13 protein-coding genes are annotated in these 13,818 nt (G+C 70.2%); 7 read left to right on the forward strand and 6 right to left on the reverse strand.

Annotated features, from left to right (window positions below):
- Positions 1-173 precede the first annotated feature (173 nt).
- Together ACFWZH_RS02930 and ACFWZH_RS02935 are read left to right on the forward strand one after the other, a co-directional pair.
- Positions 174-1,172, forward strand: coding sequence for an NlpC/P60 family protein (locus ACFWZH_RS02930; RefSeq protein ID WP_384424686.1), 999 nt, complete (start codon positions 174-176; stop codon positions 1,170-1,172).
- 206 nt (positions 1,173-1,378) lie between these two features.
- Positions 1,379-2,092, forward strand: a complete 714-nt coding sequence (locus ACFWZH_RS02935) for a phosphatase PAP2 family protein (RefSeq protein WP_384424688.1) — start codon at positions 1,379-1,381, stop codon at positions 2,090-2,092.
- Between the two features lie 99 nt (positions 2,093-2,191).
- Here ACFWZH_RS02935 and ACFWZH_RS02940 read toward each other — a convergent pair whose 3' ends face one another.
- Positions 2,192-3,790 carry an FAD-binding oxidoreductase gene (locus ACFWZH_RS02940; RefSeq protein WP_384424690.1) on the reverse strand — a complete coding sequence of 533 codons (1,599 nt, stop codon included), beginning with the start codon at positions 3,788-3,790 and terminating at the stop codon, positions 2,192-2,194.
- A 492-nt stretch (positions 3,791-4,282) separates the two neighbouring features.
- Between ACFWZH_RS02940 and ACFWZH_RS02945 the strand changes: the two genes are divergently transcribed.
- On the forward strand, positions 4,283-5,143 hold the full coding sequence (locus ACFWZH_RS02945; RefSeq protein WP_384424692.1) for a hypothetical protein: 861 nt from the start codon (positions 4,283-4,285) through the stop codon (positions 5,141-5,143).
- Positions 5,144-5,273: 130 nt separating this feature from the next.
- Positions 5,274-5,462, forward strand: coding sequence for a hypothetical protein (locus ACFWZH_RS02950; protein WP_384424694.1), 189 nt, complete (start codon positions 5,274-5,276; stop codon positions 5,460-5,462).
- A 24-nt stretch (positions 5,463-5,486) separates the two neighbouring features.
- Here the strand turns inward: ACFWZH_RS02950 and ACFWZH_RS02955 are convergent, their stop codons facing one another.
- Complete coding sequence (locus tag ACFWZH_RS02955) at positions 5,487-5,903, reverse strand: metal-sensitive transcriptional regulator (RefSeq protein ID WP_384424696.1); 417 nt, start codon at positions 5,901-5,903, stop codon at positions 5,487-5,489.
- 194 nt (positions 5,904-6,097) lie between these two features.
- On the opposite strand from ACFWZH_RS02955, the gene ACFWZH_RS02960 reads away from it, so the two are divergent.
- A complete protein-coding gene (locus tag ACFWZH_RS02960; RefSeq protein WP_361329612.1) occupies positions 6,098-6,718 on the forward strand; it encodes a DUF47 family protein in 621 nt (206 codons plus the stop codon).
- A 9-nt stretch (positions 6,719-6,727) separates the two neighbouring features.
- Positions 6,728-7,726, forward strand: a complete 999-nt coding sequence (locus ACFWZH_RS02965; protein ID WP_384424698.1) for an anion permease — start codon at positions 6,728-6,730, stop codon at positions 7,724-7,726.
- A gap of 130 nt (positions 7,727-7,856) precedes the next feature.
- On the opposite strand, the gene pstB is transcribed toward ACFWZH_RS02965, so the two are convergent.
- From pstB to pstS, 4 genes are all read right to left on the reverse strand, one after another.
- Entirely contained in the window at positions 7,857-8,633 is a 777-nt protein-coding gene (gene pstB / locus ACFWZH_RS02970; RefSeq protein ID WP_384424700.1) for a phosphate ABC transporter ATP-binding protein PstB, read from the reverse strand.
- 72 nt (positions 8,634-8,705) lie between these two features.
- Positions 8,706-9,782, reverse strand: a complete 1,077-nt coding sequence (gene pstA, locus ACFWZH_RS02975; RefSeq protein WP_384424702.1) for a phosphate ABC transporter permease PstA — start codon at positions 9,780-9,782, stop codon at positions 8,706-8,708.
- On the reverse strand, positions 9,779-10,774 hold the full coding sequence (gene pstC / locus ACFWZH_RS02980) for a phosphate ABC transporter permease subunit PstC (RefSeq protein WP_384424703.1): 996 nt from the start codon (positions 10,772-10,774) through the stop codon (positions 9,779-9,781). The genes pstA and pstC overlap by 4 nt, the downstream gene beginning before the upstream one ends.
- A 134-nt stretch (positions 10,775-10,908) precedes the next feature.
- Positions 10,909-12,027 (reverse strand): phosphate ABC transporter substrate-binding protein PstS, encoded by a 1,119-nt coding sequence (gene pstS, locus ACFWZH_RS02985; RefSeq protein ID WP_384424705.1) that lies wholly within the window; start codon positions 12,025-12,027, stop codon positions 10,909-10,911.
- Between the two features lie 452 nt (positions 12,028-12,479).
- Between pstS and ACFWZH_RS02990 the strand changes: the two genes are divergently transcribed.
- A complete protein-coding gene (locus ACFWZH_RS02990) occupies positions 12,480-13,553 on the forward strand; it encodes a C40 family peptidase (protein ID WP_384425601.1) in 1,074 nt (357 codons plus the stop codon).
- The last annotated feature ends 265 nt before the right edge of the window (positions 13,554-13,818 follow it).

Genomic DNA, 13,818 nt, shown 5'->3' on the forward strand with positions numbered 1-13,818 from the left:
CGTCCTGTTCGGGATGCTGGGTGCAGTGTCGCTCATCCGGCGGCGCCCCCGGGCACCGCGGTGCGCGCAGTCGCCCCGGGCCGGGGCGCCGCTGCGCCCCCCGTGTGACGCAACGCGCACCGAGCGGCCGGAAAAAGGCAGTGAACCGCCGCTGAATGGGGGAGGGTTGTGAGGTGCGGAAATTCTGGGTGGCCGGTGGGCTCGGGGCAGGGCTGGTGCTCTGCCTGCTCGGGCTGCTTGTGATCGGTACGTACACGGCGGCGGTCGGGCTGGCCGGCGGCCGGGCGGTCGGGCTGGCCAAGGGTGCGGTGCCGGCCGCGTATCAGTCGCTGGTGCAGAAGTGGGGCACGCTGTGCCCGGCGATAAGCCCCGCGCTGCTGGCGGCGCAGCTCTATCAGGAGAGCGGCTGGAACCCCAAGGCGCAGAGCCCGGCGGCCGCGCAGGGGATGGCGCAGTTCATCCCCGGCACCTGGCAGACGCACGGCATCGACGGCAACGGCGACGGCAAGCGGGACGTCTGGGACCCGGAGGACGCGATTCCGTCGGCCGCGTCGTACGACTGCGAGCTGGCCAGATACGTCGAGCGCGCGCCGGGCAACGACACCCACAACATGCTCGCCGCGTACAACGCGGGCGCGTACCGGGTGATCCAGTACAACGGGGTCCCGCCGTACCGCGAGACGCAGAACTACGTGAAGACGATCACGACGCTGGCCAAGAGCTTCGAGGCGCCGGCCGGGCCGGTGGCGCCGTCGCGGCAGGCCGCGGGCGCCATCTACTTCGCGCAGGACAAGCTCGGTACGCGCTATCTGTGGGGCGGCAACGGGACGCCGGAGCAGGGCGGGCGGTTCGACTGCTCGGGGCTGACCAAGGCCGCGTACCACTCGGTGGGCATCGAGCTGCCGCGGGTGGCGAACGACCAGTGGAACGCCGGTCCGCACCCCAAGCGCGACGAGCTGCTCCCGGGGGACCTGGTGTTCTTCGCCTACGACCTGCACGATCCGCGGTCGATCCACCATGTGGGGATCTATGTGGGCGGCGGGTACATGATCAACGCGCCGTACACCGGTGCCGTGATCAGGTTCGACAAGATCGATACGCCGGACTACATCGGTGCGACCCGCGTCACCTCGGATGGCGCAAAAGCGCTCCCTCGTGCCAACGCTGCGTAAACATAAGGCCCTGAACTGCAGCGATGAGTCAAGCTTCGATAACGTCCTGGTGATCTTCCGGTGGAGAGTGGAACGACCGGGGCGGGCATGGCGTTTCCTTTGCGTGGGGACGTAAGCGCGCTCGAAGCAGCACACGCTCGACGACCACGGGGGCTGGCAGCAACACGAAGGCGCTCGCGCGCGCGAAAGATAAGGGGCCGCGGCAGATGGCTGGACTCGCACTCGAGGGGCCGAACCCCGACGTCGACGTGCTCGAGGGCGTCAACGGCCTCGCGAGGGACGCCCCCCACTGGGTCAACAAGGCCATGGAGTTCATCGGCGAGTACGGCATCATCGCCGCCCTCGCGGTGCTGTGCCTGGTCGCCTGGTGGTCCGCGCGCCGCCGGCCCGGCGCGCCGTCCGCGGTCGCGGGCCTGGTGTGGGCGCCGCTGGCCGCCGGTATCGCCCTGCTGGCCAACATCCCCATCCGGGAGTTCGTCGAGCGGCCGCGGCCCTTCAAGGACCACGCCGGCCTGGAAGTGCTCATCCCCGGCAAGAGCGACTTCTCGTTCGTCAGCGACCACGCGACGCTCACGATGGCGGTCGGCGTCGGCCTGTTCGTCGCCCACCGCAGGTACGGCCTGATCGGGATCGCGCTGGCGCTCGCCGAGGGCTTCTGCCGCGTCTACATGGGCGTGCACTACCCGACCGACGTGGTCGGCGGCTTCGCGCTGGGCACCGCCGTCGCGCTGCTGCTCGCGCCGCTCGCCCAGGCGCTGCTGGTGCCGCTGACGGCGGCCGTCGCCCGCTCCCCCCTGGCGTGGCTGGTGCGGGCGCCGGGCACGGAGGCGGACGACGGCGCCGAGGGCAGCCGGGTGGTGGCCGCGGGATCGGCGCTGCCGAGCGGACACAAGGAACGGGACAAGGACCTGGCGGCCTGAGGGCGGCACACGAGCACGACGGAGCCTGGCGGATAGGGACGGCCCGGACCCCTCACGGGGCCGGGCCGTCCGTATGTCCGCCGGGCTGCCGGCAGACGCTCAGAGCGCCTGCGCGAAGGTGCTGAACAGCCGCTGCGGGTCGTAGGTCCGCTTGACCCGGTCCAGGCGCCCGGCGGCGGCGCCGTAGTAGGCGGACTTCCAGTCGGTCAGCCCGGGGTCGGTGTAGTTCTGGTACGCGGCGCCCGACGCATGGCGGCGCATCGCGTCATGGAACGAATTGAGCCACGCTGTGCGCGTGCCGGGCGACCCTTTCGCCGGCCAGGACGTCAAGTACTGGGCGAGGAACCGCGATCCGCGGTGCACGAACGCGGTGTCGGTGCGGCCGACGCGGTTGATCGCACCGCCCAGCGCCGTCAGCGCCACGTTGCCGCTGACACCCTTGCGGCCGCCGCTCTCGATCTGGTCCATCAGGGTGCGGATGCCGGCCGCGGACAGCGAGCGGTCGAAGAAGTGCGAGCGCGCCGCGTAGGTCTCGCGGCCGAGCTGGCCGGCGCCGTTCTGGCCGGGCAGCGAACCCGGTGTGTGGCACTGCGCGGTGGACTTCGACGAGCAGCCCGCGTAGGCCTCCATCGCGTCCAGGTAGCCGATCGGGGTGAGGCGGACGGTGGCGGCGGGGCCGGGGCCGCCCGGCTGGTCGGCGAGCTTGTCGAGGGCGTTCTTCAGCTCGCCGTAGCCGCCCAGGGAGAACGCCGCGACGGACACCGCCGGAGTGCCCCCGGGTCGCGCGTCGAGATGGCAGGCGGACCAGATCTCGTCGGCCTGCACCGGCCCCCACTTCTGCCAGGAGGCCACGACCTTCGCCGTCTTGGCCCACGGCCAGGTCAGGTACGCCATCACCGCGCGCGGCGCCGGATGCGTACGGAAGCGGAGTTCGGTGACCACGCCGAAGTTGCCGTTGCCGGCGCCGCGCAGTGCCCAGAACAGGTCCGGATGGTGGTCCTTGTCGCACGAGACGGTCTTGCCGTCGGCCGTGACGAGGGTCGCGCCGACCAGGCTGTCGCAGGTCAGACCGTAGGCGCGGGAGACCACGCCATGGCCGCCGCCGAGGGTGAGGCCGGATATGCCGACGGTGGGGCAGGATCCCCCGGGTATGGTCACGCCGTGCGCCGCCAGCCCCTGGTAGACGTCGATCAGCTTGGCTCCGGCGCCGATGCGGGTGATGCCGCCGGAGGGCGCGCCGACCTTGGAGAGCGCGGAGACGTCGACGACGAGCCGGCCGTTGCCGCTGGAGAAGCCCGCGTAGGAGTGGCCGCCGCTGCGGATGGCGACCGGGGTGCCGTGGCGCCGGGCGAAGGCGAGGCATTCGGCGATGTCGGACGGGTGCTTGACGTACGCGATGGCCGACGGCTTCAGCGTGTCGTAACGGGTGTTGTAGAGGCGGCGGGCGGTCGCGTAGGCGGCGTCGGAGGCCCGTATCAGCCGCCCGTCCAGGCTCTTGCCGAGCGCGGTCCAGGAGGCCTGGGTGGCGCGGCCGGCGGCGGCCGCCGTCTGGGTCCGCGCGCCACCGGCGGCGGCCCCGTCGGCCGGGGCGGAGGACGCCGCGGCCGCCGCGGCGTTCTTGGTGTCGCAGCCGGTGGCCAAGGCGACCGAGGTGGCCGCCAGTCCGGTGCCGGCCTGCAGGAGTGTGCGCCGCTTCACTGGGATGAGTCCCCCTCGATGTCTGCGGCCCGGCCCCGGCGGCCGATGACGGCCGGTGGTCGCGGGGCGTGCCGCGCCGTTGCTTCCCTCCACTAGCCAGATGCCGTAAGGGCGTTGGGGGTTCCCGGAACGGACTGAGTCATTCCACAGGGGGCTGGGGGCCGGCTCCTGCCCCGGCCTCGACCAGATGCCGCTCCGCGTCCGTGCGCGCCTGTGAGCGGGCACGGCGGGCCGGCCCGCGCCAGCCGCAGGTGCAGCGGGCCGTGCAGAAGGAACCTCGCTCGGTGGTGGAGGTCGCGTGGTGGGCTCGGTCGGGCACCCGTCCACGCTACGCGCCCCGGCCGCCGTTGCGTGACGAGCCCCCTCAACGGTCGTTGAACGGGTCGGTCGACGGAACGTCAGAGGTGGCGTTGGCGGAACGTCCGACCCTCCCGAGCGGGCCGGCCGGACCAGGCCGGTCCCGAAGACGGCGGCCGAGGGGGCTCGTACGCGATGGTGGTGCAGGACAGGCGAGGCGGGGCGGCCGCCGTGGCCGTGGCGTGCGGGACGGGTCTGGCGGTCGGGCTGCTGGTGACGGGCTGTTCCTCCAAGGGCGCCGCGGCCGACGACCAGCAGGTGCCCGGCCGGGCCGCCGGCGCCGCGGCCGCCGTCCGCGCCAGCGCCGACGCCCTGGTCCGCGCCCGCTCCGCGGAGGTCCGTACGGCCATGGAGACGGTCAGCGGCGGCACCCGCGTCGCCATCCGCGGCACCGGCGGCTATGACTTCACCACCAGCAGCGGGCAGCTGCGCGTCGTCCTGCCCGACCCCGCGGGCCGGCCCGGCGAGGGCCGCCAGCCGATCACGGAGATCCTCGCGCCCGGCGCGCTGTTCATGAAGAACCGCGGGGCGGGGGTGCCCGCCGACAAGTGGGTGCGGGTGGACACCGGCACGCTGACCGACGGCAACCTGGTCACCGGCGGTGCCACCGATCCGTTGGCCGCCGCGGAGCTGCTGCGCGGTGCGCGGGACGTGACGTATCAGGGGCAGGAGCGGCTGGACGGCGTCGTGGTGCGGCACTACCGCGGCACGACGGACATCGGGACGGCCGCGCGGGCGGCCTCGCCGCGCACCAGGCCGGCGCTGGTCGCCGCGGAGAAAGGGTTCACCACCGACGCGGTGCCGTTCGACGCCTATCTGGACGAGGCCGGCCGGCTGCGCAAGGTGCGCCAGCGGTTCCGCTTCGCCAACGGCGCGCCCCAGGGGGCCTCGGTGACCTCCACGACGGAGCTGTCCGGCTTCGGCGGCCGGATCGCCGTCCGGCTGCCGGACCGGCGGGACATCTACGCGGGGAAGATCGCTTCCGCCGCCCCCTAGGGCGGGGCAGGTGACGGGGGCGGTTGCCCCGTGGCGGAAATGGTCCATCCGTGCCATGGGCCCGGGGGACGGCCGTCCTTACGCTGGGCGGTAACCACTCAGAGGCGTGGTAAGGCGCTCGAAGGAGGAGGTGTCGTACGTGGCCGGACACCGCCGTACGACGGTTCAGGACCACGTAGCCCTCGTCGAGATCGACCTGACTGGTGAGCTGATGATCGCGGCCGCGGCCGCGAGCGAGGATCGGCTCAGCCCGGACCGTATCGACGAGGTACTGGACGTGGACGGGGACGGCCGCGAACCGCCGGGTGAGCCGGGCTGAGGCGGCAGTGACCCCCGGCCGCCGTCAGGTGCGCAGCATCCGCTCGATGGCCTTGGTCGCCTCCTGGACCTTGGCGTCGATGGCCTCGGGGCCCTTGACGGCGGCGTCGGCGACGCAGTGCCGCAGGTGCTCCTCCAGGAGCTGGAGACCGAAGGACTGCAGGCCCTTCGTGCTCGCCGAGACCTGGGTGAGTATGTCGATGCAGTAGACATCTTCTTCGAGCATCCGCTGCAGCCCGCGGATCTGCCCCTCGATCCGGCGCAGTCGCTTGATGTGCGCGTCCTTCTGCTGTGCGTAGCCGTGGACGCCGGTCGTGGGGGAAGTCTCTGCGGTATCGGTCACGGTCCGGGGGGCGCCGTGGGGGGCGGATTCCGGCTTCGGGGCGGGGCGGGCCGCGGCGGCTGCGGCGGGGCCGTTGGCGTCGGCGTCCGTGGTCGTCATGGCCGTCTCCCGTGGTATCTAGGCGATCTATATACCCCTGGTGGGTATATGGTACCGAACTTTGCGGGCACCTGCGGTACCCCGTGCAGAGCATGCTGCCCGATGGGCGACACTGAGGGAATGCCGGTTAGCAGTGGCTGGATGATGCGCCTAGCATCAACCCGACCGAATCCCATGCACCCCGAGGATTTCACGTGCGCTTTCGTCTGACCCCCAGGGAGACGAGCTTCTACGACATGTTCGCCGCCTCCGCGGACAACATCGTCACGGGCTCCAAGCTCCTGATGGAACTGCTCGGGGCGGACGCCTCCGCGCGGGCCGAGATCGCCGAACGGATGCGTGCGGCGGAGCACGCGGGAGATGACGCGACGCACGCGATCTTCCACCAGCTGAACTCCTCGTTCATCACGCCGTTCGACCGCGAGGACATCTACAACCTCGCCTCGTCGCTCGACGACATCATGGACTTCATGGAGGAGGCCGTCGATCTGGTCGTCCTCTACAAGGTCGAGGAGCTGCCCAAGGGCATCGAGCAGCAGATCGAGGTGCTGGCGCGGGCGGCGGAGCTGACCGCCGAGGCGATGCCGAACCTGCGCACGATGTCGAACCTCACCGAGTACTGGATCGAGGTCAACCGTCTGGAGAACCAGGCCGACCAGATCCACCGCAAGCTGCTCGCGCACCTCTTCAACGGCAAGTACGACGCCATCGAGGTCCTCAAGCTCAAGCAGATCGTGGACATCCTCGAAGAGGCGGCCGACGCCTTCGAGCACGTCGCCAACACCGTCGAGACCATCGCGGTCAAGGAGTCCTGAGCCCCGGCCATGGACACCTTCGCGCTCGTCGTGACCATTGCGGTCGCGCTCGGATTCACCTATACCAACGGCTTCCACGACTCGGCCAACGCCATCGCGACCTCGGTCTCGACGCGGGCGCTGACCCCACGGGCCGCGCTGGCGATGGCCGCCGTGATGAACCTCGCGGGAGCCTTCCTCGGCAGCGGCGTCGCCAAGACGGTCAGTGAGGGGCTGATCTCCACTCCCCACGGCAGCAAGGGGATGGGCATCCTCTTCGCCGCGCTCCTCGGCGCGATCGTCTGGAACCTCGTCACCTGGTACTTCGGTCTGCCGTCGTCGTCCTCGCACGCCCTGTTCGGCGGCATGGTCGGCGCGGCGCTCGCGGGCGGCACCGAGGTGATCTGGACCGGGGTGATCGAGAAGGTCGTCCTGCCGATGTTCATCTCGCCCGTCATCGGTCTGGTCGTCGGCTATCTGGTGATGGTCGTCATCCTGTGGATGTTCCGGAAGGCCAATCCGCACAAGGCCAAGCGGGGCTTCCGCATAGCGCAGACGGTCTCGGCCGCGGGCATGGCGCTCGGCCACGGTCTGCAGGACGCCCAGAAGACCATGGGCATCGTGGTGATGGCCCTGGTCATCGCCGATGTCGAGGAGGCGAACGCGGCCATCCCGATCTGGGTCAAGCTGGCCTGCGCCATCACCCTCTCGCTCGGTACGTACGCGGGCGGCTGGCGGATCATGCGGACGCTCGGCCGCCGGATCATCGAGCTGGACCCGCCGCAGGGCTTCGCCGCGGAGACCACGGCCGCCTCGGTCATGTACACCGCGTCGTTCATGTTCCACGCGCCGATCTCCACGACCCATGTCATCACCTCCGCGATCATGGGTGTGGGCTCGACCAAGGGCTCGCGCGCGGTGCGCTGGGGCGTCGCCAAGAACATCGTGATGGGCTGGTTCATCACCATGCCCGCGGCGGCGCTGGTCGCGGCGATGGCGTACTGGCTGGTCCAGCTGGCGTTCGGCTGACGGCCGGCGCCACGGCGCCGGGAAAGAACAGCGGGCCCGCCCCCCGGGAAGGAGGGGCGGGCCCTTCGTCTTGCGGTGGCACCGCCATGCAGCACCGCAGGACGCTCGGGGGGCGTCGGCCGGGCAGGGCCTAGCCGAAGCGGCCGGAGATGTAGTCCTCCGTGGCCTGGACCGAGGGGTTGGAGAAGATCCGCTCGGTCTCGTCGATCTCGATCAGCTTGCCGGGCTGCCCGACGGCCGCGAGGTTGAAGAACGCCGTACGGTCCGACACGCGCGCGGCCTGCTGCATGTTGTGCGTCACGATGACGATCGTGAAGCGCTCCTTCAGCTCGCCGATCAGGTCTTCGATGGCGAGGGTGGAGATCGGGTCGAGGGCCGAGCACGGCTCGTCCATCAGCAGCACCTGCGGTTCGACGGCTATCGCGCGGGCGATGCACAGCCGCTGCTGCTGGCCGCCGGACAGGCCCGAGCCGGGCTTGTTCAGGCGGTCCTTGACCTCGTTCCAGAGGTTGGCGCCCTTGAGGGACTTCTCGACGACGTCGGTCAGCTCGCTCTTCTTGTACGAGCCGTTCAGCCGCAGGCCGGCCGCCACGTTGTCGAAGATCGACATCGTGGGGAACGGGTTGGGGCGCTGGAAGACCATGCCGACGGTGCGGCGGACGGCGACCGGGTCGACGCCCGCGCCGTAGAGGTTCTCGTCGTCCAGCAGCACCTTGCCCTCGACGCGGCCGCCGGGGGTGACCTCGTGCATGCGGTTCAGGGTGCGCAGGAAGGTCGACTTGCCGCAGCCGGAGGGGCCGATGAAGGCCGTCACGGAGCGCGGCTCGACCGTCATCGAGATGTCGTCGATGGCCTTGTGGTTGCCGTAGAACGCGGAGAGGCCGCTGACGTCGATTCGCTTGGCCATGGGATCACTGCTTCTTTCGGTGCTTCAGAGGGTCGCTGGTCGGCCCCGCTCGCGGGAGCGGAGAGTGTCGCGTTAGCGACCGGTCTTGGGGGCCTTCCAGCGGGCGATGCCGCGGGCCACCAGGTTGAGGATCATGACGAAGGCGATGAGGACCAGTGCCGCGGCCCAGGCGCGGTCGTAGGAGGCCTCGGAACCCTGCTGCCACTGCTGGAAAACGTAGAGCGGAAGCGACTGCTGGGCATCTTCGAAGGGGTTGTTGTTGATCGTCTTCGCGCCCCACACCAGGAGCAGCACGGGCGCGGTCTCACCGGCGATACGGGCGATGGCGAGCATCACGCCGGTGGTGATTCCGCCGATCGACGTCGGCAGCACGACCTTGAGGATGGTGCGCCACTTGGGCACGCCGAGCGCCAGGGAGGCCTCGCGCAGCTCGTTCGGGACGAGCTTGAGCATCTCCTCGGTCGAGCGGACCACGACCGGCATCATCAGGATCGCCAGGGCCATCGCACCGGCGAAGCCGGAGGGGCCGAAGCCGAGGATCAGGATCCACACGGACAGGATGAACAGGCCGGCCACGATCGAGGGGATGCCGGTCATCACGTCGACGAAGAAGGTGACGGCGCGGGCCAGCCGGCCGCGGCCGTACTCGACGAGGTAGATCGCGGTGAGCAGACCGATCGGCGCGGCGATCAGGGTGGCCAGGCCGACCTGCTCCAGGGTGCCGATGATCGCGTGGTAGATACCGCCGCCGGGCATCGCGTCGGGGAGGGTGCCCATCGAGTGCGACAGGAAGTAGCCGTCCAGGACCTTGATGCCGCGGGCGACGGTCTCCCACAGCAGGGAGGCGAGGGGGACGACGGCGAGCAGGAAGGCGCCCCAGACCAGGCTGGTGGCCAGCCGGTCCTTGGCCTGCCGGGTGCCCTCGACGCCCGCGGCCAGCGCGAAGGTGCCGAAGACGAACAGCAGGGCGGCGATCAGGCCCCACTGGATCGCGCTGTCCAGGCCGGCGGCCAGCCCGATGCCGCAGCCCGCGCCGGCCGCGACCAGCGCGAGGACCGCAGGGGCCCAGCGGGGCAGCCGGGGGTGCTTGAGGGAGGGGAGCGGAGTGCCGCCGTTGGAGACCGCGACGCGGTCGGTGGTGATACTCATGCTGCGGCTCCCGAGTACTCCTTGCGACGGGCGATGATCAGGCGGGCCGCGCCGTTGACGAGGAGCGTGATCACGAAGAGGACGAGGCCGGAGGCGATCAGGGCGTCCTGGCCGAATTCGTCGGCCTCGCTGAACTTGCTGGCGATGTTCTGGGCGAAGGTGCCGCCGCCCGGGTCCAGCAGGCTGGCGTTGATCAGGAAGCTGGGGGAGAGGACCGTGGCGACGGCCATCGTCTCGCCGAGCGCGCGGCCCAGGCCCAGCATGGAGGCGCTGATGACGCCGGAGCGGCCGAAGGGGAGCACCGACATCCGGATGACCTCCCAGCGGGTGGCGCCGAGCGCCAGCGCGGCCTCCTCGTGCATCCGCGGGACCTGCAGGAAGACCTCGCGGCTGACGCTGGTCACGATCGGCAGGATCATGATCGCGAGCAGGATGCCGACGGTGAACAGCGAGCGGGCCGCCCCGCCGCCGTACTCGAAGATGCCGGTCCAGCCGAGGTAGTCGTCCAGCCAGCCGTAGAAGCCGCCCAGGTGGGGGACGAGGAAGAGCGCGCCCCACAGGCCGTAGATGATGCTGGGCACCGCGGCGAGCAGGTCGATGACGTAGCCGAGCGGCGAGGCCAGCCTGCGCGGGGCGTAGTGCGAGATGAACAGGGCGATGCCGACCGCGACCGGGACCGCGAGGAGCATCGCGACCACCGAGCTGACGAGGGTGCCGAAGGCGAGCACCGCGATGCCGAACTTGGGCTCGGTGCCGCTGGCGTTCCAGTCCAGCGTGGTGAAGAAGTTGGCCTTGTCGCCGGAGATGGCGAGCACGGACCGGTAGGTGAGGAAGACCGCGATGGCGGCCATGATCACCAGGAGGGCGATGCCGGAGCCCCGGGAGAGCCCGAGGAAGATCCGGTCACCGGGACGGACCGCCTTGCCGGACACGGCGGAGCCGTCGGCCCGTGGCGCGGGCGGGTTGTCGGTTATCGAGGAGGGTGTGTTCATGGGTTCTCCGGTCTGCGGAGCCCGGTGGGGGCTCCTGGCGCGGCGGTGCACCGGACGGGCGGCGGCCCGAAAGGGGCCCTGGTCTCAGGACCCCTTCGGCCGTACGACGGCGAGCTGGGCCGCCGCCCGGTAGGTCAGGAGATCTTGGCGACGGTCGCGCGGACCTTGTCGGCGATCTCGGTGGGCAGCGGGGCGTAGCCGAGCTCCTTGAGGGCGGCCTGGCCGTCCTTGCTGGAGACGTAGGTCAGGAAGGACTTGGTGGCCGGCAGGGTCTCGGCCTTGTTGCCCTTGTCGCAGGCGATCTCGTACGTCACCAGGGTGATCGGGTAGGCGCCGTCGGCCTTGGTGGTGTAGTTGAGCTGCAGGGCCAGGTCGTCGCCCTTGCCGACCTGCTTGGCCTCGGAGATGGCCTTCGAGGCGTTGTCGACGGTGGCCTCGACCGGCTCCTTGGCGCCGGTGTTCAGCTTGACCGTCGGGATCTTGCTGGAGGTCGCGTAGGACAGCTCGAAGTAGGAGATCGCGCCGCTGGTCTGCTTGACCTGCGAGGAGACGCCGGCCGAGCCGGACGCCGCCTGGCCGCCCTCGCCCTCCCACTTCTTCGCCGGCTCGTGCTTCCAGCCGCCGGCGGCCTTGAGGTACTTGGTGAAGTTGTCGGTGGTGCCCGAGTCGTCGGAGCGGTGGAACGCCTGGATCTTGAGGTCCGGGAGCTTGGCGTCCGGGTTCAGCTTCTGGATCGCCTTGTCGTTCCACTTGGTGATCTCGGAGTTGAAGATCTTCGACAGGGTCGGGGCGTCCAGCACGAGGTCGTCCACGCCGGGGACGTTGTAGCCGACCGCGATCGGACCGCCGACCATCGGCAGGTCGATGGCCTGGCCGCCCTTGCAGACCTGCTTGGACTTGGTGACCTCTTCGGGCTTGAGGGCCGAGTCGGAGCCCGCGAAGGCGGTCTGGCCCTGCAGGAAGGTGGTGACGCCGGCGCCGGAGCCCGTCGGCTGGTAGTTGATCTCGGTGTCCTTGCAGGCGCCGGAGTAGTTCTGGACCCAGACGTCCATGGCGTTCTTCTGCGCGGAGGAGCCGGAGGCGAGCAGCTTGCCCTTGCCCTCACACTTGATGTTCGAGGCCTTGGCGGAGCCGCCGCCACCGTTGGCGCCGGTGGTGTCGTCGGAGCCGCACGCGGTCAGGGCCAGGGCACCGGAGACGGCGAGAGCGCCAACGGCGAGGGCGCGAACCCGGTTCTTGCGCTGAAGCTTCACAGTCGGGAATTCCTTCCTGGGGCGCGCCGCTTCTCCGGCGTGCGAGGTGGTGTGGCGTGTGGTGTGTGGTGACCGCCGTGGGGGTGCGGTGTCAGCTAGCCGTGCCGCGGTTGCCGATCAGGCATGACGCGCACTCGGTACGGCCGAAATTAGGCAGATCAGGTGAAGCAGCCGATGGAGGAGAGTGAACGCAAGGTGAACCTCGGCCATCGGATGGGTGCGGGGGAAGAAGTGTTCGCCCACTCGTACTAAAGGGCCCGTCGCTCTGTTGAATTACTGATGGGTATGGCAGCATCCGCGCCGGAGGACCACGCGAATCGGTGCGGAACGACCGGAGGTGGCTGGTGGGGCGCCAGGGGGCACAACAGGGCGTTCGGGGTGTGCGGGAACTAGGGGGCGAAGAGGGCGTACGCGGCATAAGGGGCAGGCGCGGCGTCCGGGCCGGCCGGCTGGTGGCGTGCACGGCCGTCGTCCTGTGCGTGACGGGTCTGCTCGGCGCCACGGCGGGGACCGCGTACGCCGACGACCCCAAACCCGACGCTACGACCGACTCCGACGCCCGGCACCTCGACGACGTACGCCAGAAGATCGACGCCCTCTACCGCAAGGCCGAGCGGGCCACCGACGCCTACAACGCGGCCAAGGAGCAGGTCGAGCTCCAGCAGAAGGAGATCGTCCGGCTGGCCCGCAGCATCGACGGCACCCAGCGCAGGCTGGCCGCCCTCAAGCGGCAGGCGGGCGCGCTGGCCAGCGCCCAGTACCGCGGCGGCGGGCTGCCCGCCGAGGCGAAGCTGGTGCTCAACACCGACCCCGAGGCCTTTCTCGACAATGTCACCCTGGCCCGCAAGGGGCAGCTCGCCGCCAAGCGCGTGATCGGTGAACTCACCCGCCTCGAAGGCGACTTGAAGAAGTATTCGGACTCCGCCACCGATCGCTGGGAGCGGCTGGAGGCGAACCGCAAGAAGAAGGAAAGCGCCCGGCGGGACATCAAGAAAAAGATCGACGCGGCAAAGAAGCTGGAATCCAAGCTGGCCGCCAAGGAAAAGGACTGGCTGCGGAAACTGGAGGACGAGCGGGCCTTCCGGGAGCAGCAGAAGTGGCTCGACTCGGGTGTTCTCGACGACATCAGCAACAAAGCCTCCGCCCCGGGCAAGAAGGCGATTTCGTACGCCACCGCGCAGATCGGCAAGGATTATGTGTGGGGTGCGGAGGGGCCGGACACCTTCGACTGCTCCGGGCTGACGCTGCGGGCCTGGCAGCACGGCGGCCGGACGATCCCGCGGACCTCGCAGGAGCAGTGGCGGCAGCTGCCGCGCGTCGCGCTGCGGGACATGCGCCCCGGCGACTTGATCATTTACTTCTCGGACGCCAGCCATGTCGGCATGTATCTCGGGGACGGCGCCATCGTGCACGCACCGCGCCCCGGCCGCCAGGTGACGATCACCGGCGCCGGCTCGATGCCGATCCTCGGAGTGGTCCGCCCCGATCGTGACGGCGGACACCATGACGAGGGTCGCGCACGATAAATGACCGGAATGTTTCCTCTCCGAGGGTTGCCGCGTTGTAGCTGAATGCACTCAAGCGGGGTGATATTCGTCATTCCGCATTCCGGCTGCCGCAGGTCAAATGCCTTATCGGGTGCGGCATATGACAATGGCCGATTGCCGTCGGCCATTCCCTCTTCCTCCACGCTGCCGCTATGGTCGCCTGTCAGTGCCGGTGCGCGCCCCGCCCGGAAGACCGAAGGGCGGGTGCGGAGCCGGGCACGGTGGTGCGCCGGTCGGCGCTCAC

It is taken from the genome of Streptomyces sp. NPDC059008 (assembly GCF_042749045.1).
GTDB lineage: Bacteria > Actinomycetota > Actinomycetes > Streptomycetales > Streptomycetaceae > Streptomyces.